The sequence below is a fragment of the Paenibacillus glycanilyticus genome (genome assembly GCF_051200795.1).
GTDB lineage: Bacteria > Bacillota > Bacilli > Paenibacillales > Paenibacillaceae > Pristimantibacillus > Pristimantibacillus glycanilyticus.
The window spans coordinates 1646928-1668420 of record NZ_CP195155.1 but is presented as its reverse complement, the minus strand read 5'-3'; the positions used below and the strand labels follow the sequence as shown (position 1 = coordinate 1668420).

The following is a 21493-nucleotide window of genomic DNA, read 5'->3' as shown; positions in this document are numbered from 1 at the left end:
CCTCATGGCTCATAGCTGCAGTCTATGATTGCTTTTATTGTAGATGATGGATAACGCTTACAAAACCCGAGCATTTCTAGAATGGTGGACTTTTATTGGGTCTTGCTCGGCAGATGGATGACGATGCTTGTCCCCTTGCCGGGAGCGGAATGAATGCGGATGCCGTATTCGTCGCCATAGGCCATTCGGATGCGAGAGATCGTATTTTTAATTCCGATAGACGCGGATTCCTTGTACAATATCGTATCGATCCCTTCCTTGCTGATCCCCCGTCCGTTGTCGCGAACCTCGAAATAACGGCTGTCGTCCTCGATCCAGCCGCGTATCGTAATCTGCCCGCCTTCCTCCACGCCGCTGAATCCGTGCAGAATGGCATTTTCCACAAAGGGCTGGAAGAGAAGTCTTGGCAGCTTTTTCTCATAGAGCGCCGGCTCAATCTCGTAAGCGACCGTGAACTTGCCCTCGAACCTGGCGGACATGATAAAGAAGTAATTGCGCATCCATTCCAGCTCCTCCGACAGATGAACGGCCTCCCAATCTTTGCGGGATGTATAGTGCAGCATATTGGACAGGCAGACCAGCATCTTGCTGAGCTCCGTCTGGCGATTCTCGAGAGCGGTCCAGTTCATGATGTTCAGCGTGTTATATAAAAAATGAGGATTCATCTGCATGTTAAGCGCCTGAATTTCCGCTTCCTTCTCCTTCAGCTTGATCTCGTAGTTTTCTTTCACGAGCATGGCAATCCGGTCATTCATCCGGTTAAAGCGCTGGGACAAGAGACCGAATTCGTCTTTCCGGTCCACGTCCACGCGGGCTTCAAAGTCCCCTTCCCCTACTGAACGCATCGCGCTCATGAGCTTCTTGATCGGACCCGTAATGCGGCTAATGATGAAGTAAGCAAACACCAGGGCTACTACGCTTAAGGCGATGGCGCTGACGATCGTTGACGTCCGGAGAACCGGAACCAGGGAGCTTACGAGCGCGGATTGCGGCGTAATGACAATCGACATCCAGCCCGTCACTTCCGAGCGGGCGAAGCTGACGATCTGGTTATGCCCGTTCAGCTTGATCCGTTGGCTCCCGCTGCCTTGCTCGCGGAAATGATCCATCCAGTCCTCATCGAAACGCTTCGTTACCTGTGATTGGTCGCTCGAAGCCACGACGATATTGTCGGGATCAAGCACCATATACGAGGAGCCAGCCGGGATACTCCGCTCGAACAGCTCGTCCATCACCGTCGACTTGAAGCTGATCGCAAGCACGGGACGCTCGACTTCCGGCTTCAGCTTGACCAGCGTGCTGTCCTCCATGTGGGAGAAGTTAAGCAGCCTGGTTGCGGAGAACAAGTAACGGTAATCTATCGTCCCGTCTTGAAGCCAAGGCTGGTCGTACATCTTGATGAAATCGTAGGTCGGGTACCAGACCATCTTGCCCCCTGCCTTAACCGCTTCCTTGTAAATCGCGGACTGTACCGGATTGCCAAGCGGCATCAGCATCGTGCTTCCGAAGGTGTAGTAAGAGGTCCACAGCTGCGCGGAATAGACATCCGAATTCTGGGAGAAATATTTGCTTAAGATGGCCGTAACCTGCCGGTCGGCCGCGACAAGCTCCTCTTCTTTTGCCGGATTCAGGTTGTTGAAAATCTGGAACAGGTCCTTGTCCACGAACAAGGACCTGCTATTCTGGTCGACGATCCCCAGCTTGGTGTCGATCACGTCGTTGTTTTTCATCACGACATCGTGAACATTGTTTTGCGCCTGCTCGGTAACGACCTTTAAGCTTGAATTGTAAAACAGCGTGCTCAGCACAAGCAGCGGCAAGGCGATAAGCGTCAGATAGCTGAGCAGCAGCCTTAATCGAAAAGTCATGGCCTATCCCCGCCCCCCGTCTGCGGACGCAGCGTATGCTTATAAGCTTCCGGCGACAACCCTACCTGCCGCTTGAATATCCGGGTGAAATATTTCGTATCCCGGTAGCCGCATTGCTCCGCAATTTCATAGATTTTAAGCCGCCCGCCGGCCAGCAGCTCCTTCGCCGCCCGTATACGGGCTTCCGTCAAATGATCGGAGAACGAGCGTCCGGTGCGGCTTTTTATCAAGGTGCTGAAGTAGGAGGGGTTGAAATGAAATTGTTCCGCTGCCCTATCAAGCGTCAGATCCTCCGCATAATGCCCCTGAATCCAATTCAGGCATTGCTCCACCGCCAGCTCCCCGCTGCCCTGCTTCCGGTCCGTCAGCGATTTGTGCACCTCAGCTAGTCTGACCAGCATCAGCTCCATCAGCATACCGCTGCTCGCGCAAGAAGGAATTGCCGTAGACGCGGTATCCGCGAGAGCGCTTCCAACCTGTTGGTCTATGATGCCCGAGGTCCGGCTCTTCAGCTTCATCAGCGTAAGAGACGCATAATTTTTCATCAGCTTCGGCTCCGTGTAACCCTGCGAGGACAGCTCGGCAAAGGCAGCCCGGCACATGGCTTCTGCTCTTTCGAGTGACTGCTCCTGCAGCGCTTCGAACAGCAGCTCGCCATCCAGCTGGAAGACGGGATTCGTATGGCCCAGCCCGATTTCATGCCCAAAGGTTACGACGCTCGCCCATTCCTCATGGAAAGCATATTCCAATGCTTCCTCCGCCTGGCGGTAAAGCTTGGGGATAAAGATCTCGGCGGGATTCAGACTATGCTCCGTCTGCAGAACCGCAATGCCATGGGATACCGCGCCGCAAGCGCGCCATATCTCCGTCTGCTCCGTCAGGCAGGAGCGCAGCTCCTCTATACCCGCTGCCGGCTGGGTCTCCCGCTTCAGCACGGTGACCAGGCGAATGCTGTGCTGCGATACCGTCTGCAGAGGAAACACGCAAGCCTCGCCATAGACCGATACCCGCTGCTTAAGCTGTTCGACCAGCTCCGTCACGGGGAAAGCTTCTCCTTCATTTCGGATTTCCGTCAATACGAGAGTGTTCATTTGCCTAAGCAAAGGCCACTCCTCCAGGTCAACCTCTTCGCCAGGAGGAAGTACGCCGTGCAGCCACTGGTGCAGCAGCCGGCTGCGGTAGGCAGAAGATGCGAGCTCAAGCTTTTGCTTCATCTCGGCCGACTCGCCGCGCTCCCGTTCTTCTTCCGCAAGCTGCCGGTCAAGCCGCTGCAGCAGGAGCTCCACCTTGTCCACGTCGACAGGCTTGAGCAGATAGTCGTACGCGCCATGGCGAATCGCTCTTTGGGCGTACTCGAACAAATTATAAGCCGATACCATAACGACCTTGGTCCGCAGCTCCTCTTCCTTCAGCCGCTGCAGGAACGCAAGCCCGTCAAGCTTCGGCATTTGTATATCGCTAAGCACCACATCGGGCTGTTCTTCCCTGACCAGGGCAAGGGCCGCTTCTCCATCCTTGGCCGTTTTCACCTTGGCCTCCGGGCGCATCATTTGAATCATGCCAGCCATTCCTCTCAAATGCCGCGGTTCGTCGTCGACGATCAATATGTTCATGAGACCAGTCCTTTCCACCCTTTTGTCAGCAGGCTGTTTTCTTAATACAGTACTACGCGCCTTGCCGCTTGAATAGGGGGATAGAGCTTTAAGGATATGCCAATTGTTATCATAAACTCTTTCGGAATGAGGAATAGTAGTGGAGTATTAGGTAAAATCGACTTTAAATTGGAAATGGAGGAAATGCTAAAATGTCCGCAAACGATACAAACGGCACTCATGCGGCAGGCGCGGGCGGAGCAGCCGACAACCGCAAAGCGGCAGGCGAAACCGATCTGACGCTGACGACGAGACAAGGCCATCCGGTATCCAACAACCAGAATACGAGAACGGTTGGCAACCGCGGGCCGGCTACCCTTGAAAATTACCACTTTATCGAGAAAATCACCCATTTCGACCGCGAACGCGTTCCCGAGCGGGTTGTTCACGCCCGCGGAGCAGGCGCGCACGGTTATTTCGAAGCTTACGGCACATTCGGCAACGAGCCGATCGGCAAATACACAAGAGCAAAGCTGTTCCAGGAAAAAGGCAAAAAGACGCCAGTCTTCGTCCGTTTCTCGAGCGTGATCCACGGCGGGCATTCGCCGGAGACTCTCCGCGACCCGCGCGGCTTCGCGACCAAATTTTATACCGAGGACGGCAACTGGGATCTGGTCGGCAATAACCTGAAGATCTTCTTCATCCGCGATGCGATGAAATTCCCGGACATGGTTCATGCCTTTAAGCCGGATCCGGTAACGAACGTGCAGTCGATGGAGCGCTTCTTCGACTTTGTCTCGAATTCGCCGGAAGCGACCCATATGATTACCTTCTTGTTCTCCCCTTGGGGAATTCCGGCGAATTACCGCCAAATGCAAGGCTCCGGCGTCAATACATACAAATGGGTAAATGCGAAGGGCGAAGCGGTACTGGTCAAATATCATTGGGACCCGCAGCAAGGCGTCAAAAACCTGACTCAAGCGGAAGCCGAGCAAATTCAGGCGAAGAACTTCAACCATGCTACGCAGGATCTGTACGAGGCGATTGAACGGGGAGATTATCCGGCCTGGGAGCTGAAGGTGCAGATCATGGAGGACGGCGATCATCCGGAGCTGGACTTCGATCCGCTAGACGATACCAAGCTGTGGCCGGAAGATCAGTTCCCGATGGTGCCGGTAGGCAAGATGGTGCTTGATAAGAACCCGGAAAACTATTTCGCCGAAGTGGAGCAGGCGGCATTCGGAACGGGCGTATTGGTGGACGGGCTGGACTTCTCGGACGATAAAATGCTGCAGGGGCGCACCTTATCCTACTCCGATACCCAGCGCTACCGCGTAGGCGCGAATTACCTGCAGCTGCCGATCAATGCGCCGAAGAAGCGTGCCGCAACCAATCAGCGCGACGGTCAAATGGCCTTTTACGTAGATGTCGCTCCGGGTCAGAATCCGCATGTGAACTACGAACCCTCCAGTCTGAACGGACTTTCGGAGGCCGAAGCTTCCGGCGCCCCGCATGAGCCGCATTACGACGCGAATCTCGTCCGCCAGTCGATAGACCGGACCAACGATTTCGCCCAGGCCGGCGATACGTTCCGCAAGCTGGAGCAGTGGGAGCGCGACGAGCTTGTTCATAATCTGGGCGATGCCTTGTCAACCTGCGCGCCTGTTATCCGGGACAAAATGCTGTCCAATCTAACGCAAGCGGATCCGGAGTACGGCCGTCTTGTAGCGGAAGCCATCAAGAAATCCTCTGCGATGAAAGCTGAGCACAAAGGCACTTTCCCCGCCCGCGAAGGCATGGAAGTCGCCGAGGAGCTTGGGCACAAAACAGACGGATACTAAGTATGGCTTAAGCAAAAAACAGAGAAGGGCTGTCCCCCCATGTTCAGTAACGATGAGCATGCGGGACAGCCCTTCTTTTATTATAAGCGCCCATTTTCCCTACATACAGCACCATTGCCATAGCCATTTCATACAATAATTTGACTGTATCCCTTAACCTTGTTAAACCATAAAAACCCGAGCAAGGAGGGGTGACAAACTTGAAGGGTAGCGACCATAAAAGCAAGTTCTTATTAACACATCGTGAACGCGAGGTATTTGAGCTGCTGGTGCAGGATAAAACAACTAGAGATATTGCGCAGCAATTATTTATCAGCGAAAAAACCGTCCGCAACCATATTTCGAATGTCATGCAAAAGTTAAATGTTAAAGGTCGTTCGCAAGCGGTTGTCGAGCTGATCAAGCTTGGGGAGTTACAAATCTAACCATCCCATTCATGATTTGGGCTATTTCATTTCCCCGCTTCTTATACAGGATGCGGGGTTTTTACTTTGTTTCAATTTCGACAAAGTTCTTTAATCTTAGACTAAGGTTTCTTCGATACAATCATATGCATCAACCCCACAGTTGATACCATTTCTAGGACAGGCCCGCTTGCGAAGCAAGCAGGCCCTTTTTTTGTTTATTTTCGGCTATTAGCGGTGATCGTAAATATAAGGAGTGGTGTGCTTGGCCATATTCGAGTTCAGCTTCGTCGCATTCGCCGGGAAGATGCGCTCGACCATGGCATTAAATTCAGATACAAAGCCTTGAATCGGGTGACCCAGGCGAACATCGCCCATATAGCTGTTCATGCGGTCCACAAAGTCCGGGCTTGCGGATACATAAACGTTCTGAACCGACGGATGCAGCCGTTTCACTTCCGCGGCGATATCGCTTTTGATTTTATCGGTCAGCTGGCTCTCGCCGGTGTCGGTTGTGCTCAGGCCGCGAATACCGTCATTATGGTAACCGCCCATCGTACCGTTCATGCCATACGTTCCGTTCATGCCGTTCATGCCGTATTTCCCGCCGCTTGCGCCATACGTGCCGTTCATGTGGCGGTTCGTATCGGTAATCGGGCTGCTCAGGTTTGTGCGGTTGTAGCTTTTTGCGCTTAAGCCGCGCGTATGATCCTCGAAGGATACGGCAACATAAGCATTATGATCGGTCAGCATGACATTGGCCGTCTTAACCGTATTCATAGCCACAAGCTTCTTGGCGATTTCCTCGCTCATTTCCATTTTATAATTTTTATGACTGCCAACAATGTTGTTGCTGTTGAGACGACGGCCATTGACGCGGTTCATCTCGTTCATTTGATCATTCGCGAAACGTTTGTCGGTCAATGTTCCCGGAGCCGCCAGATTACGTATCACATTCCCGTTAGCATCGTAACGCACGCTGTTGGGACGGATATTTTTATTGCCGATATCTCCCTGATTGGACGCACACCCCGTTAACGTTGCTGCTAAAGCCACACTTGCTGTAAGAAGAATGAATTTGTTTTTCATGAACTGGCCACTCCTCCATTCGAATAGTTAGGCTTTGACCCGTGTCTTATTGTGCTCGGTTACGGGGAAGCTATCCCCAATAAGGCTTGACAAATCCATTCAAATTCAGTAATTTAATATCAAGTATTAGTACCTGGTACTAACAAAATGCCAAGAAGCGATAGTATGAAATGAAAAGGAGCTGGTTCTAATGGAAAAGCAATTGCAATCCAACGCAGCTGTTACGGCCATCGGCACTTATATTCCGGATAAAGTATTGTCCAATGCGGATTTGGAGCGTATCGTCGAAACCTCGGACGAATGGATTGTTCAGCGCACAGGCATCCGTGAACGCCGGATTGCGGCGGATGACCAGTTCACGAGCGATTTATGCATTCGGGCGGTAAGGGATATGCAGGAGCGGTACGGGGTGGAAATCGAGGATGTGGATTACATTATTGTCGCTACCTCTACGCCGGACAATGTCATCCCAAGCGTTGCCGCCCAGGTTCAGGCAGGCCTTGGAATCCGTCATTGCGGCGCAATCGATATTCAGGCCGCATGCGCAGGCTTCACATCGGCCATTCAGCTGGCGAACGGCCTGCTTCTGTCCGGCGTTTACCGCAAAATCCTCGTTATTGGCGGAGAAACCTTGTCCAAGGTAACGAACTACGAAGACCGGACGACCTGCATTTTGTTTGGCGACGGCGCCGGCGCATTCTTAATGGAAGCCCGTGGAGACGGAGATGTTCTGGCGATTTCCGCCCAGACGGACGGCGCCGGCGGACATCATGTTTACCGGAGCGGCTTGTCCCCCGTCATTAACGCGGCGGATATCGATACGTCAAGCCGTATCGTTCAAAATGGCCGGGAAGTATACAAATGGGCGCTTAGCCACGTATCGGAAGGAATCGCCGGATTGCTGAAGGACAGCGGCTACACGCCGTCCCAAATCAACTGGTTCGTTCCGCACAACGCGAATCAGCGCATTATCGACGCGTTATGCGAACGGACCGGCATAAGCGAGCAGCAGGCTTTGTCGAGCATCGAGCGCTACGGCAATACGTCTGCCGCATCCATTCCGCTTGCCCTTGATGCCGCCGTCCGGGACGGCCGCGTATTACCGGGACACTTGCTGCTGCTCTATGGTTTTGGCGGCGGATTAACGCAGTCTGGCGTCCTGCTTCGTTGGTCCATTTAATTCATGAAGAATTAGAGGAGCGGGAATAATATCGTCAGCATCGTCTGAAGACGGTTCGCGTATTTATGGTCCCGGAAAGCCCGGTACATGCCGCGAAGGGCGATTTGCTGCCGCTCCTCTTCATGCTTCAGGTAATATTCCATCTTCTCGATTAGCTCCGCCGGCGAGGAATAGGTAACGATTTCTACTCCCGGTGTAAAAAAGGAAGCAAGATCATCCCGGGTATCGCATACCTGCAGTACGCCGCAAGCGGCAATTTCAAAGGTCCGGGGGTTAGGGGAAACGGCCGTTAATCCGATTCGGTTGCTGTTGTACAAGGCATCGTCATGCGCCCTATGCATATTGATCACGATTTTGGAAGCATTGTACGTCAAGGCTGTTTCTGCCGGTCCCATCCAATTATTCAGCTTGATTTTGGAGCTCAGCAGGTCATATTTCGCTAACCGGTCCCACCAAATACCGGATATTAACGTATCTTTCCCCGCCAGATAAGGAGTTAATTCATTGAAATAGCTAACCCGGTTCAAATAGGCGGATCCGATAAACGTAATTTCTTTGCGGCTTGAGCGTTCGGGATTCGTCGGGCGATATTGCGCCGGATCGAAGCAAAACGGCAAATAAAACACATTCTGGCAGCCAAGCTGCTTGTAATAGTCCACCGAGTTGCGCTCGAGCGTAAATACCGTATCGTAATACGGAACAATCATTGTTGTAATATCCATGTAATAAGGATCGTCGGTCAGCCAGATCGCTGTCCGGATTCCGTTTTCCCGAAGCTTTTCGATCTGGGCGACATCAAACTGCAGTCCATCCAGAACGATAACGACATCCGGCCGGTCAGCGAGCGCAAGCTCCGCCACGGACTGCGCCGCGTTAACAACGGTCAACCTCTGGACCATAGACGCTAAAGTCCCTCTTACGGCTTCGTCGATCGGCGAGTAAGGAAAGCCTTTGCCCGTCTCCACATACATGGCGTGAATCGGCCATACTTTGTTGTCCTTCGGAATACGGCTGATCGCTTCCTCGCATAACCCGAACCAGTATCCGTGATCCCATCCCAGCTTATATCCCGCCGCGCGTCCAGCCTCCTCATCGCTCTTCCTTTTGACCACTGGCGCCATATTTGTCACTCCTACTTCAATAGATTCAAAAGCGTAGCGATTCGCGTAGTCATCGTGTGATCACGCAAAGTTCGGTACAAGCCTCTCATGGCAATCCGCAAGCGTTCTTCTTCATGGGTCAAGTAGTAATCAATTTTCTGCAGCAGCTCCTGCGCATTGCCGTAGGTTTCGATCTCATAACCCGGACGGTACTGGGAAAACAGGTCATCCCGGATATCCGTTAGCTGCAGCGTCGCGCAAGCCGAAACATCATAGGTTCTCGGATTCAGCGACAAGCCGGGTGCCTGCGCTTCAATCTGATTATCCTTCCCTGGGACATCGGACCGGTGCATATTGATCACAATCTTGGAGCCGTTGTAATAATGGGCGGCCGCTTCTGGCGCAATGCCCTCCGGGTGAATATTCGATGCTAACAGCGGATATTGCTTCAGACGGTCCCAGTGCCCTCCGGCAATAAACAGCTTTCGCTTCGACAGCTGCCCGGCGATCGAATCAATCAGCTCTACCCGGTTCCAGAAGGCTACACCGATAAAACAAACCTCGTATTCATACGTCTTATCCGCGCGAAAAGGACGGAATACCGTCTCGTTGACGGCAAGCGGCAGATGATGCACCTGAAGACATCCTTGCTGTTGATAGAGCGGTATTGTCCCGCGCTCATGCGTCAGTACAATATCGTAAGCTGGCGCGATCTGGACCGTGTGGGCCGTCATATACGGGTCATCCACAAACCAGATCGCCGTCTTAATCCCTAGCGCGCGAATCGCGGCAATCTGCTCCAGATGATCCGGCGGGAAAGTGTATAAGCCGTTCAATACAAGCACAAGATCGGGCCGAATGGCTGCGGCTTGCTGCAGCAAGCCTTCCTGCGCGCCTACATGCACTTCGCTGGCGCATCGTTGCAGCGCCTGAATAATGCCGGAATCAATGGCGTCAAAGCCTAATGAGCCTTGCGGAATATATAGCACGCGCAAAGGTAATGCTTCCGGAACCGGAGTTACGGGAGAAGTCTTTGCCCATTCGCAAGCCCCGTCCCGCCAACCTGCCTGAAATCCGGCCGAATAACCCTGCTGCCTGCCTTGCCGAAAGGACGCCGCTGCTGCCTTGTTCAAATTTCCCACTCACCTGCCCGTTATCCGAAGTTATACAAAAAAAGCCTTATTCCTGATTTGTCCATTCTGGCATGAACAAGGCAGAGCTAAGACCTCTATCTTTCGTCTGTGCGATTAAACCTGCGTCTCGTAAGCAATCTGATGGCCGTCTTCAAAGCCTTTGGCGAAGCCGGAATTATACCCGTCGTTATAGGCTTGGTTAAAACCGTTATCGTAGCTGGCCTGATCAAAGCTTACGCTTTTTCTTCTTTTTCTGGCCGAAGACTTCCGGCGTTTCATCGTGCTTTTGCCGGGCTTCTTCTTCCCCGCCGTCTTCCGGGCTCCGTTTACTTTGCGTTTAGTCCTTACACCAGGCTTGCGTTTGGTTCTCCGTTTGGCTGAAACAGCGCTTTTCTTCTTCATATCAAACGCCTCCTTCATGGATGACTTCTATTTTACAGCCTGCTGATCTTGGCGTTCAGCCAAGGGCTGCCGGGGCGCCCCCGCTTCAGACGCTTGCCGCGCATGGTCAGCCCCGTTACCGACTCCGCTATATTTTTCTGCATGGACGTTAGGAGCTTCACATTCTCGGCAATGCTTCTGGCAAGCGCCGGGGAAGCCTCCGATACGTCGGCGATGCTGTTCAGAATGCGGGCAAGCGCCGTCTGGCTGCTGGCGAGAGAAGAGAGAATCTCCAGCTTCACTTGCTGTTCTCTGGACGACTGGAATCTCAATTCATGTCACCCATGCCGCCGAACAGCATCTCCTCGTCGTCCCCGTCATGATTGCCTCCGCCCTCGTTGCTTTTAGGCAGAACCGAGCGCATGACGGATAGGATCCCTTGGCTCATTTTGTTAACGCCGTCCAATAATTCAATCACCTGCTCGTTGATTTGGGCTGTCTGTTTAAGCTGCGTTTGATCGCCCAGGAAGGATGCCGCGGTAATATGATTACATATCCAATGACGTGCTTTCTCCGTTTCTTCGGCCTTAGCCTCCAGCATTTTGGCAATATTCCACTGCATATGGGCGGTAGCGCCCAGCATTCGCATATAAGCCTGTTCCCGATTCATGACAAACATCCTCCTTCCGGCAAGCTTACTCTTCTTCCTCTAGGCGAAGCTCGCGGACCGTAAACGTCAGCTGCGCGGCAAGCGTCTCCTGCAATTCGGCTATCGTTGTTAAATAAGAAACAACTCCGCCAAGCAGAGCCTGCGTATTCGACAGCAGTCCATCCGTTCCTCCAAAGTTCGGATTGTTGTCGGGGATGGCCTTCACAACCTCGGCCATCCGCACGACAACATGCCGCTTGGAGTCAATCATGCGAGCCATTTGTTGATGGGAATGCGATAAATGCTCTATTATTTCGTTTACGATCTGCTGCAACTTCCAGCCCCTCCTTTGCAGCAATAAACGTGTCAAGTTCAATTGTCGTCGTCATACTAGCATATGCATCTTTGAAAAAGGGTGATACTTGCGTATGCCTACAGGACCTGACGCAGCTTAACCGGCGGAATCAGAGGCAGCCCCTCCGGCATTGCCTGCAGCTCTTCCGAGGTTAGCGGATATTTCGCCCTTTCGTTCAAATGCCAGGAGACGGCTGCTGCTTCCGTAATGATTTTTCGCTTGGTGCCATTCTCCAGATAATACAGGAAGCCGTCCAGCCCGCTTGCAACTTGCCCGTGCAGGGAAGCGCCGTAATGAGCGGAGTGAAGCGCATGCCATTTGGATGCCGCTTCAACCGCGGGCAGCGCGTCCGCAGACGGCCAGCTCCGGAGCAGAACTTGCGGCAGACGCACGACCGGTCCGGACCATTGCCCTTCGATTGGACGTTTGCTTCCTTGTTCGATCCAATAAACCTGCGGGCCAATTCCCTTCACAGCGACACTTTCCGGGTAGAAGGCGATCTCTCCCTTTCCTTTAAGCGAAGCTGGCTTCGGATGGCTTGTGCGAACTTGATGAATCCACGCATACGGATTATTCCATTTGGTCATATAGTAAACCATGTTTCGGGTGTTAACCTGTTCAAGCTGATCGCCAAGCGCCTTGATGCTGACGCTCCCGAAATGATGGATAAAGGTGTCCCTTGCGATAATAAGGGAGTAACCGAGCAGCCTGGTCCGAATATTATAATCATCATCCTCATAGTTGCCGAATTCGAACCCTTCATCAAGAAAGCCGACCTGCTCCCACAATTCGCGCCGGAACAAGAGGCAGAAGCCCGGCAGCCTGTCTGTTCTCTCCCAGCGCTTCGGATCGGAAATATTATTAAGTCTCGCGAATTCCGGCATATCTTCAATTCTTTCGTAAGGGACCGGAATTTGCTGATCCCCGCTAATATAATTCGTGACCGGCCCCACCATTCCGATTGTGGGATCGCTGTGCAGACAGATTAGCAAGTTGCCAAGCCAGTTATCCGTCACAAGCGTATCATTGTTCAGAATAAGCATCGTTGTGCCTTTGGCCATCATGAGTCCCATATTCACCGCACCAGCGAAGCCGTAATTCTGATCGAGAACCCGGTAACGTACCTGACCGTCCAGTTGCTCCAAATATTCGGCTGTCCCGTCAGTCGAAGCGTTGTCGACAACGATGATCTCGTGGGGCTGCTCCGTATTGTCCACGATGCTGTCGATGCAGCCGCGCAAATAATTCACCTGATTGTAGCTCGGGATAATAATGCTTGTTCCCTCGAACAAAGATTGATAGCTGCTTTGACCAGCAAGAAGTCCCTGATTGTATCCTGCCTGCAGACCGGCCTGATAGTTAGCCGAACGCCTTCCCTCTTTCGTAGGCGCGGGCTTGAGACGACGAATGCCCCGCGGTTTGCGTCTCACTCACAAATCTCTCCCGTCTAGTATTCTATATCCCAATATCGGGCGGATGCTTCCTTAAGCGACTCGAATGTCCCCGCATCCATCCACCAGCCGGCTAACGTCCGGTAGGTTAATAGACCGGAAGCCGCGTAAAGATTATTCAGATCCGTAATTTCGAGTTCTCCTCTGCTTGACGGGCTGATATTCTCGATTCGCTCGAAAACATCCGAGCTATACATATATAAACCGGTAACCGATAGATTCGACTGCGGCTCCGCGGGCTTTTCTACTATGTGCTTGATTGCACCGCTAGCATCAAAGACCGGAATCCCGTACCGGTGCGGATCGTCGACTTCCTTAAGAAGCACCATCGCCCCGTCTTGCTGCTGCCGAAAATCATGAATATAAGGCGTTAAATCCTCTTCAAACAAGTTGTCACCCAGAAGAACGAGAAACTTCTCGCCATCCGCAATAAACGGTCTGGCCAGCTGCAGCGCATCCGCAATGCCCCCGGCTCCTTCCTGGATCCGGTATACCAGCGACACCTTCCGGTCTTCCCCGCTGCCGAAATACCGGATAAACGTTTCCGCAGACTGACGGTTCGTGATAATCAGAATCTCGTTGATCCCTGCCCTGCGCAGCGACTCGATACCATGATGGATCATCGGATGTCTGCCGACCGGCAGCATATGCTTATTGATATAAGAAGTAAGAGGCATGAGCCGTGTACCGGTTCCGCCCGCCAAAATAACAGCTTTCAAAAGTGCAGCCCTCCTAACCATGTGCAGACTTACAAGGCCATCTCGCGCTTGCGCAGCCGATCCTCGAACCCGCCCCGTTCATCTGTGCATGACAGCAGCCAATAGATCGCCTCCAAATGATCGCCTAAAATTAATCGTTCAAGCGGGTTTTTCCTCTCCCGCTCCGGCCGCCGTTTGTTTATTTTGCCGACATTAACGGTGTGTACGGCTTTCACCTTAAGTCCTTGCTTCACAGCCATGGCGTGGGCAAGCGGAGGAACTGACAAGGCTTCCGCTCCAATCGTATCCAGGCATCTGCGGCTGATCGCATGCGGTACGGCCGTGAACGACATTCCCTTCAGGTCAGGCCTTTGAAGAACGGCATTCAAGGCATGCTTAGCCAGCACGACACTATGAACCTTCGCTTTGCGAACCGGACCGGAATAGTTATTCAACGCCGCGTCTACTCCTTTTTCTCTCACTGCGTAAATGAAAGGACGCAAATTAGCAGCTGATATAACCATATCTCCGTCAATAAACAGCAGAACCTCGCCTTTAGCCTCCAATGCCCCTATCGTTCTCCCGACGTCATGACCAAGAGGCTTCCCGAATTGCAGCACCCTTGCCCCCATCTTTCTAGCAATTGCTATGGAACCGTCTGTAGAACCATTGGCAACGACAATAACCTCCGTACGGGGATGTACCTTTGCCGCTTCGCGAATCACGCGCCCGATGGTCGATTTTTCATTCATAACAGGGATAATGACCGATACGGCCGGATTAGGATGAGGTGCGCGTTTCATCCACTGAATCACCTCGGTTTTACGCCTATTAATATTTGCAAGCATATTGATGCACATCACATAGTATGTATGCAGACTGTTGGCGCAACGGCATTTGTACAACTTCCAAGACGTCTGTCCCCCTCCCAATTAAAAAAGAGGATAGGAGCATAGATTTAGCTCCCATCCTCTATTGAATCTATGAATGTTACCGGCCAATGGCGATCCAGTTCATATATCCCTCAGGCTCAAACGAACCTCTGGAGCGGACAATGTTTAGAATGGCGCTGCCTTCGGATTTGCTAAAGACGGATACATAGCATTCCGGATTATCGCAGATGGCGGTAATGGCATAGTCCGTATTGCTGAACGGCTCGTCGAATATAACTTCAATCTCCAGCATCTTCCCTTTTTTGAAGAACGAATACGGGGCAAGGCCGAACTGTTGAATGACCTGACCGGTTCCCGTGGAGCGGATATAGGAAGGCGCCGGTTCCGGCTCTTGTTCCGACTGTTTTTCCGCATCTTCTATGACTGGCGGGAATATCGCCGATACAAGCTCCGGCGCCAATTTATCCATCGTTATTGCCTCTGTCGCAATATGCCAGCCGCATACGCTGTCTTCCGCCAGCTTCTCTCTCGTTACGCTCTCATTGGCTAGCTTCTCGGTTGTGATGCTCTCATCGGCCAGCTTCTCGGCCGTGATGCTTTCTTCTACCAGCTTATCACCAGTGATGCTGTTGCCGGCAAGCTTATCGCCCGTCACGCTGCCGAACGCCAGCTTCTCGCGGGTAACGCTGCTATTTGCCAGCTTCCCGGATGTGACGCTAAGATCCGCGAGCTTCCAAGTGGTTACACTGTCATCGGCTAGCTTAAGCGTTGTAATGCTGTCATCGGCCAGCTTCTCCGCCGTAACGCTCTCGTCGGCCAATTTGCTGCTAGTCACCGCTTGATCAGCCAGTTTATTGATCGTAACGCTGCCGTCCGCCAGCTTGCTTGCGGTCACACTCTCTTCGGCCAGCTTGCGGCTTGTGATGCTGTCGTCGGCAAGCTTCTCTGCGAGTATGCTGGCATCCCGGAGGATATTTCCGGTAATGGCATCTGCCGCAAGCTTCTCGGCCGTAATGCTTCCAGCCGCAAGCTTCTCGCTTGTAATGCTGTTATCGGCCAGCTTGCTTCCGGTCACCGCTTGATCAGCCAGCTTCTCGCTTGTCACGCTCTCGTCGGCAAGCTTATCGCTGGTCACACTTTCATCAATCAGCTTGCGGCTCGAAATACTGTAGTCGGCAAGCTTACCTGTCGAGACACTCTCATCCGCCAGCTTGCTTCCGGTGACGGACAGGTCGGCTAGCTTGCTCGTAATGACATTTCCGTCCGCCAGCTTCTCGGAGGTTACGCTCTCCGCAATCAGCTTGCGGCTTGTAATGCTATCGTCGGCAAGCTTCTCGGTTGTCACACTTTCATCGGCTAGCTTGCGGCTTGTAATGCTAGCAGTGTCAAGCTTTTCTTCCGTGACGCTTCCCGCCGCAAGCTTCTCCGTTGTGACGCTCTCATCGGCCAGCTTGCTCCAAGTGACGGCCAGATCGGCCAGCTTGTTGCTTGATACGCTGCCGTCGGCCAGCTTCTCGCCGGTCACACTTTCATCAATCAGCTTCCCGGATGTAATACTGTCGTCGGCAAGCTTCTCCGTCGTTACGCTCTCTTCGGCAAGCTTCTCCGAAGTAATGCTTCCGGAAGCCAGTTTGCCAGTCGTGACACTTTCATCGGCTAGCTTATCGCTTGAGATACTGCCCTCGGCCAGGTTCCAGGCCGTGACACTTCCGCCCGCGAGCTTGCGGGATGTAATACTTTCATCCGCCAGCTTCTCGGTCGTGACGCTCTCGCCTGCCAGCTTCCAGGTGGTCACGCTAGCATCAGCCAGCTTCTCATTCGTTACGCTGCCGCCTGCCAGCTTCTCGGTTGTAACGCTCTCGTCCGCGAGTTTACTGCCGGTAACGGCCAGGCCTGCCAGCTTTAGGCCCGTGACGCTTTCGTCGGCAAGCTTCTCGCCGGTCACGCTTTCGTCCACCAGCTTACGGGTCGTGATGCTATCGTCCGCCAGTTTCTCGGTCGTGACACTTTCATCAGCCAGCTTGCTTCCGGTAATGCTGTCTGAGGAGAGCTTATCAGCCGTAATGCTTCCGGGCGCCAGCTTCTCGCCGGTAATGCTGTTATCGGCAAGCTTGCTTCCGGTAACAGCCTGATCAGCCAGCTTTTCGCTCGTCACGCTGCCGCCTGCCAGCTTATCGCCAGTCACGCTTTCATCGATTAGCTTACGGCTCGAAATACTGGAATCGGCAAGCTTCCCGGTCGAGACACTCTCATCCGCCAGCTTGCTGCCGGTGACGGACAGGTCAGCTAGCTTGCTTGTAATGACGCTTCCCTCCGCCAGCTTCTCGGTAATTACGCTTGCCGCGGTCAGCTTGCGGCTTGTAATGCTGTCGTCGGCAAGCTTCTCCGTCGTTACGCTTTCGTCAGCCAGTTTACGCCTTGTAATGCTTTCTGCCGCGAGCTTCTCAGATGTAACGCTTCCCTCCGCCAGCTTTTCCGTCGCAACGCTCTCATCCGCCAGCTTGCTGCCGGTGACAGACAGGTCCGCGAGCTTGCTCGTAATGATATTCCCGTCGGCCAGCTTCTCGCTGGTGACACTCTCATCAAGCAGCTTGCGGGTAGTTATGCTGTCGTCGGCAAGCTTATCGGAAGTGACGCTCTCCGCTGCCAATTTGCGGCCTGTTACCGCCTGATCGGCCAGCTTGCTCGTCGTTACGCTCTCTTCGGCAAGCTTCTCGGAAGTGACGCTTTCGTCCATCAGCTTGCGGGTTGCAACGCTATCGTCGGCAAGCTTCTCCGCCGTTACGCTGTCGTCTGCCAGCTTCCGGCCAGACACGCTTTCATCCAGCAGCTTCTCGGCCGAAACGCTTTGATCAGCCAGCTTGCTGCTCGTGATGCTTCCGTCCGAAAGCTTATCGCTTGTAATGCTTTCAACAGCCAGCTTACTGCCGGTAATACTTCCGTCGGCCAGCTTGCTGCCCGTAATAATGCCATCTGCCAGCTTCCGGCTTGAAATGCTTTCATCCGCCAGCTTATCGCCGGTAATGCTGCCTCCGGCCAGCTTGCTGCCCGTTACGCTTTCGGCTGTCAGCTTATCGCCGGTGATGCTCTCGAATGCCAGCTTCCGGCCTGTCATGCTTGCGTCGGCCAGCTTATCGGCCGTAATGCTGTTATCAGCCAGCTTGTCGTTACTAATACTGCCTGCCGTCAGCTTGCTTCCGGTAATGCTCTCATCCGAAATCTTCTCGCCCGTGACGCTGTTGTCGGCCAGCTTGCTGCTTGTGATGCTTCCTTCCGCAAGCTTGCCGGTTGTGACGCTCTCATCGGCCAGCTTCCCGGTTGTGATGCTGCCATCCGCCAGCTTATCGGTAACAACGCTGCCGTCAAGCAGCTTGGAGGTTTCGATAATCCCTTCAGCCAACTGCTCCGGCAAAATCGTTTTAGGCTTGAATTCATTAAGAACATCCGCACTCAGGTGATCGAAGGACACCGTGCCTTTCCGAAGATGATAGCTTTGAATGGAATCGGCCTTAATATGCTTGCTCGCAATCGTCTCCAGGCGCAGGTGATCGCCCGATACGGTATCAACTGCCAGCTTGGCGGATGTTACCGCGCCGTTTTGCAGCTTGCTTTCATCGATGCTGCCCGGCGTCAGATGCTTCTCCTGAACGGACAACGGCTGGATATGATCGGCATTAACCGATAAGGAAGCCAGCTTGGTTTCCCGAACCGCACCGTCCGCGAGATGCTCCGTTCCGATAATTTCATCCTGCAGGGCTTCCGAATTTACCGCGCCGGCTTGGATATGGGCTTCCCCTACGCTGAGCGGAGCAAGCTTCGCTTCGGTGACTGCTTCATCGGTCAGATGAATGTTGCGAACGCTGCCCTCTACGATATGAATGCCAAGGACGGAATCATTCGCCAAATGCCTGCTTACAACCGCTTCGTTGCCGATATGGCTGGACTGCACAGCGCCGGTTGCCAGCTTAGGCGCCGTTACCGACTGGTTAGACAAAGCCTCCGTTCCAACCGCTCCGCCGCGGATATGATCCGCTCCGATAATATCCTCCGTCAGATGCTCGGATTGAATGGAGAGCGGCTCGATATGATTCGATTGAATCGAGAACGGGCGTATTAACTCCGAGTAGATGGAGCCTTCCGCAAGTTTGCCAGCCGTAACGCTGCCGTCTGCCAGCTTGGAAGAGGTTACGCTTGAATCGTTCAGCTTTTCGGTTGTTACCGCATCTTTGGACAGCTTGCTTGCCGTTACGGCCTGGTCGGCAATATGATCCGTGTTCACGATATCGTACGACAGATTCATCTCGGTAACGGACTGATAGCCCATATGCTCCGCTTGAATAATACCCGTCTGCAGATGCTCCGACTGGATCGCCTGAAGGCCGATTAATTCTGAATGAATCGAGCCCGGAGCAATATGATTCGATTGCACGCTGCCATCCGCCAGCTTGGAGGAGGTAACGTTCGAATCCGCCAGCTTCTCGCTTGTTACCGATTGGGCAGCCAGCTTGCCGGTTGTCACCGCTTGGTCGGACAAATGCTCCGTTTGTACGCTGCTTTCCGACAAATGCTGCCTCGTTACTGCTTCCTCCGCCAAATGAACGGATTGGATGGCGCCGTCCTCAATATGCTCGCTTGCGATAGAGGAATACTGAAGATGACCGCCATGGATGGAAGCAGGCTGAATCGCATCGGAATTCACCGCATCTTGCGCGATATGCTGTTCGTTGACGCTGCCATCGCCAAGCTTCGAGGCGGTTACGCTTCGCTCGGCCAGCTTGTCGGTTGAAACGGATTCGGGAGCGAGCTTCTGGGAGCCGATGCTATGATCGGCCAGATGATGCGGATGAACGGAGTTCGGAGACAGGTTAAACTCGGTAATCGCACCGTAAGCGATCTTGCCGCTTGTAACCGACAGATCCTGAATGGCATCCGTGCCTACTGCCTGATTGGCGAAATGCTGCTTCTCAATCGCCTTCGGCTTCAAATGCTCGCCGGAGATCGCTTCCGGGGAAATCGCATCCTCGGTTACGGCGCCTGCCGAAAAATGATAGGCACGGAGCGTATCGGGAGCAATCTTCTGAAACGTAATAATCTCGTTCTTCAGATGGCCCGTTTCGATAGCTCCCGCAGCGAGTTTGGAGCTTTTGACCGAGCCGTCCGCTATTTTTCGATCCGTTACGGCCTGGTCCGCAAGCTGGTGCGTTCCGACCGACTGGTCACTCAGATGATCGGTCGAAATCGCTTGGGGAGCGATTTTCTCCCCTTTCACAGAGCCGTCCTGCAGCTGCTCCCTGCCTACGGAACCGGACTGCAAATGCTGACGCGACACCACCTGATGGGCAATATGGCGCTGCTCGATCTGGCCGATGGCAATATGGTCCGAAATGATGCTGCTGCGCCCGATATGACGGGTTTGCACGGCTTCATTTGTCAGCTTGCTCGAGTTGACGCTTTGATCGACAAGATGCTTGCTCCCAATCTGTCCGGCCACGATATGCTCGGCGGAAACGGTCTCCTGCTGGAGATGACTTGCGTTAACGGCTCCGGGTGCTATCCGCTCGGCGTTTACGGATTGAGGCTGAAGGGCTCCGGTCCCTACCGCTCCTTCCGCCAGATGCTCCTGCGTGATGGCGCCTGGAGCCACGTGCTTCCCCAGGATAGCTCCAATCGAGACATGCTCCGCCAGGAGCAGCCCTTGCTTCAGATGAACGGACTCAATCGTATCCGAGGCCAGCTTGCTACCTGTAATCGCTCCGTCCCGCAATTTGGAATGAGTAACCGATGCCTCGCCAAGCTTCGAATTCGTAATGGCCTCATTGGCTATTTTTTCCGTGCGGACGGCGCTGTTTTGAATTTTATCCGCAGAGATGGAATGGTTGTCGATCAGCTCCTCCGTGATGATAAACGGCTGAAGATGCCGCGATGTAATCGAGCTGTCCGAGATTTTGCTGGAATCAATAGTCCGGTCGGCCAGCTTCTCCGAGGTGATGCTGCCATCCTGCAGCTTGCTGCCGTTAATCGAGGAATCCACGATTTTATCCCCGGTAATGGAGCTGTTCGAAAGATGGTTGCCCGTAATGGCTAAAGGCGAAACTTTATTGCCCGTTACGGCTCCGGGGGCAAGATGAATATTTTGCACCGCATAATCGGATAAGGTGGAAGAGTTGATGCTGCCCGGACGCATTTTGTCCGAGTCTACCGAGTAAGGAGCAAGCTTGCTGCCTGTTACGGCGCCATCCACGATATCATCCGCATAGATAAACGGAAACGGTTTGTATAGGTCCTGCTTCTCCACCAGTTTGTCGAGCTTCTTCTCATAAGTTGGCTCAAGTCCCGGTACAGATGTTTTTTCTTCCTTCCGCTCCTGCTTCGATTCTTGCCTTTGCGCTTGCTTGGCTTCCGGCTTCGATTCAGGCTTCGATTCAGGCTTCGATTCCTGCTTAACTTCTTGTTGCTTCAGTTCAAGCCTAGGCTCCTGCTTCAGCTCCGGAATCGGTACGGGATCAGCATCATAAGAAGCGATTTCCTCAATAAGCCGCTCTGTCTCAGCGTCGCTTATTTCAGCCGATGAGGAGGCATCGGCAACAAGGATCAATTCTTCCGTCAATACAGGGATCAAATCCGTCTCCGCTTGCGGGGCTTCTTCCACAGGAGCTATTGCGTTAATGTTCACCGACCGGTTCTCTGCAGGTTTAGGCTGCGGAACAAGCAGGTTATTATTCTGAACCTTATTCTTTTTGCTTTTCAATTCATCCAGCCACTTTAATTCCGAGGCATTCGGATTATCAACAAAATAACTCGGCTTACGCCCTTTGGCGCTTTTCGACGATTTACCTTTTGTCATTGACCTCTCCTTCTT

General features: G+C 53.2%; 16 protein-coding genes. 3 read left to right on the top strand and 13 right to left on the bottom strand.

Annotated features, from left to right (window positions below; all coding sequences use genetic code 11):
* Positions 1 to 92: 92 nt before the first annotated feature.
* Positions 93 to 1868, bottom strand: a complete 1776-nt coding sequence (locus ACR9FF_RS07530) for a sensor histidine kinase (protein ID WP_201003896.1) — start codon at positions 1866 to 1868, stop codon at positions 93 to 95.
* Entirely contained in the window at positions 1865 to 3481 is a 1617-nt protein-coding gene (locus ACR9FF_RS07525; protein ID WP_435170070.1) for a response regulator transcription factor, read from the bottom strand. The genes ACR9FF_RS07530 and ACR9FF_RS07525 overlap by 4 nt, the downstream gene beginning before the upstream one ends.
* A gap of 191 nt (positions 3482 to 3672) precedes the next feature.
* Here ACR9FF_RS07525 and ACR9FF_RS07520 point away from each other — a divergent pair, with 191 nt between their 5' ends.
* Positions 3673 to 5301: a catalase gene (locus ACR9FF_RS07520; RefSeq protein WP_127494999.1), complete on the top strand. Its 1629-nt coding sequence runs from the start codon at positions 3673 to 3675 to the stop codon at positions 5299 to 5301.
* Between the two features lie 200 nt (positions 5302 to 5501).
* The gene (locus tag ACR9FF_RS07515; RefSeq protein WP_006040330.1) at positions 5502 to 5726 is read left to right on the top strand and encodes a helix-turn-helix domain-containing protein; all 225 of its coding nucleotides are present in this window, start codon (positions 5502 to 5504) and stop codon (positions 5724 to 5726) included.
* Between the two features lie 210 nt (positions 5727 to 5936).
* On the opposite strand, the gene ACR9FF_RS07510 is transcribed toward ACR9FF_RS07515, so the two are convergent.
* On the bottom strand, positions 5937 to 6794 hold the full coding sequence (locus ACR9FF_RS07510; RefSeq protein ID WP_201006555.1) for a YhcN/YlaJ family sporulation lipoprotein: 858 nt from the start codon (positions 6792 to 6794) through the stop codon (positions 5937 to 5939).
* A 190-nt stretch (positions 6795 to 6984) separates the two neighbouring features.
* On the opposite strand from ACR9FF_RS07510, the gene ACR9FF_RS07505 reads away from it, so the two are divergent.
* Positions 6985 to 7974: a ketoacyl-ACP synthase III gene (locus tag ACR9FF_RS07505; RefSeq protein ID WP_435170066.1), complete on the top strand. Its 990-nt coding sequence runs from the start codon at positions 6985 to 6987 to the stop codon at positions 7972 to 7974.
* An 11-nt stretch (positions 7975 to 7985) separates the two neighbouring features.
* Here the strand turns inward: ACR9FF_RS07505 and ACR9FF_RS07500 are convergent, their stop codons facing one another.
* From ACR9FF_RS07500 to ACR9FF_RS07455, 10 genes are all read right to left on the bottom strand, one after another.
* Positions 7986 to 9095 (bottom strand): CgeB family protein, encoded by a 1110-nt coding sequence (locus tag ACR9FF_RS07500; protein ID WP_435170064.1) that lies wholly within the window; start codon positions 9093 to 9095, stop codon positions 7986 to 7988.
* An 11-nt stretch (positions 9096 to 9106) separates the two neighbouring features.
* Complete coding sequence (locus ACR9FF_RS07495; RefSeq protein ID WP_435170062.1) at positions 9107 to 10216, bottom strand: CgeB family protein; 1110 nt, start codon at positions 10214 to 10216, stop codon at positions 9107 to 9109.
* A gap of 105 nt (positions 10217 to 10321) precedes the next feature.
* Positions 10322 to 10609 (bottom strand): hypothetical protein, encoded by a 288-nt coding sequence (locus tag ACR9FF_RS07490; RefSeq protein ID WP_435170060.1) that lies wholly within the window; start codon positions 10607 to 10609, stop codon positions 10322 to 10324.
* Between the two features lie 32 nt (positions 10610 to 10641).
* Entirely contained in the window at positions 10642 to 10920 is a 279-nt protein-coding gene (locus ACR9FF_RS07485; RefSeq protein WP_116393844.1) for a hypothetical protein, read from the bottom strand.
* A complete protein-coding gene (locus tag ACR9FF_RS07480; RefSeq protein ID WP_317981634.1) occupies positions 10917 to 11258 on the bottom strand; it encodes a restriction endonuclease subunit S in 342 nt (113 codons plus the stop codon). Before ACR9FF_RS07480 ends, ACR9FF_RS07485 begins: the two co-directional genes overlap by 4 nt.
* A gap of 25 nt (positions 11259 to 11283) precedes the next feature.
* Positions 11284 to 11571, bottom strand: coding sequence for a hypothetical protein (locus ACR9FF_RS07475; protein WP_015843055.1), 288 nt, complete (start codon positions 11569 to 11571; stop codon positions 11284 to 11286).
* A gap of 98 nt (positions 11572 to 11669) precedes the next feature.
* A complete protein-coding gene (locus tag ACR9FF_RS07470) occupies positions 11670 to 13022 on the bottom strand; it encodes a glycosyltransferase family 2 protein (protein WP_435170057.1) in 1353 nt (450 codons plus the stop codon).
* A gap of 17 nt (positions 13023 to 13039) precedes the next feature.
* Positions 13040 to 13762, bottom strand: coding sequence for a sugar phosphate nucleotidyltransferase (locus ACR9FF_RS07465; protein ID WP_435170055.1), 723 nt, complete (start codon positions 13760 to 13762; stop codon positions 13040 to 13042).
* 29 nt (positions 13763 to 13791) lie between these two features.
* Positions 13792 to 14544 carry a glycosyltransferase family 2 protein gene (locus ACR9FF_RS07460; RefSeq protein WP_435170053.1) on the bottom strand — a complete coding sequence of 251 codons (753 nt, stop codon included), beginning with the start codon at positions 14542 to 14544 and terminating at the stop codon, positions 13792 to 13794.
* Between the two features lie 187 nt (positions 14545 to 14731).
* On the bottom strand, positions 14732 to 21478 hold the full coding sequence (locus ACR9FF_RS07455; RefSeq protein ID WP_435170051.1) for a WIAG-tail domain: 6747 nt from the start codon (positions 21476 to 21478) through the stop codon (positions 14732 to 14734).
* Positions 21479 to 21493 lie beyond the last annotated feature (15 nt).

Excerpts from the sequence above, each read along its gene's own strand:
- ACR9FF_RS07530 (WP_201003896.1), bottom strand. The coding sequence starts at position 1,868 with ATGACTTTTCGATTAAGGCTGCTGCTCAGCTATCTGACGCTTATCGCC.
- ACR9FF_RS07525 (WP_435170070.1), bottom strand. The coding sequence starts at position 3,481 with ATGAACATATTGATCGTCGACGACGAACCGCGGCATTTGAGAGGAATG.
- ACR9FF_RS07520 (WP_127494999.1), top strand. The coding sequence starts at position 3,673 with ATGTCCGCAAACGATACAAACGGCACTCATGCGGCAGGCGCGGGCGGA.
- ACR9FF_RS07510 (WP_201006555.1), bottom strand. The coding sequence starts at position 6,794 with ATGAAAAACAAATTCATTCTTCTTACAGCAAGTGTGGCTTTAGCAGCA.
- ACR9FF_RS07505 (WP_435170066.1), top strand. The coding sequence starts at position 6,985 with ATGGAAAAGCAATTGCAATCCAACGCAGCTGTTACGGCCATCGGCACT.
- ACR9FF_RS07500 (WP_435170064.1), bottom strand. The coding sequence starts at position 9,095 with ATGGCGCCAGTGGTCAAAAGGAAGAGCGATGAGGAGGCTGGACGCGCG.
- ACR9FF_RS07490 (WP_435170060.1), bottom strand. The coding sequence starts at position 10,609 with ATGAAGAAGAAAAGCGCTGTTTCAGCCAAACGGAGAACCAAACGCAAG.
- ACR9FF_RS07480 (WP_317981634.1), bottom strand. The coding sequence starts at position 11,258 with ATGAATCGGGAACAGGCTTATATGCGAATGCTGGGCGCTACCGCCCAT.
- ACR9FF_RS07460 (WP_435170053.1), bottom strand. The coding sequence starts at position 14,544 with ATGAAACGCGCACCTCATCCTAATCCGGCCGTATCGGTCATTATCCCT.
- ACR9FF_RS07455 (WP_435170051.1), bottom strand. The coding sequence starts at position 21,478 with ATGACAAAAGGTAAATCGTCGAAAAGCGCCAAAGGGCGTAAGCCGAGT.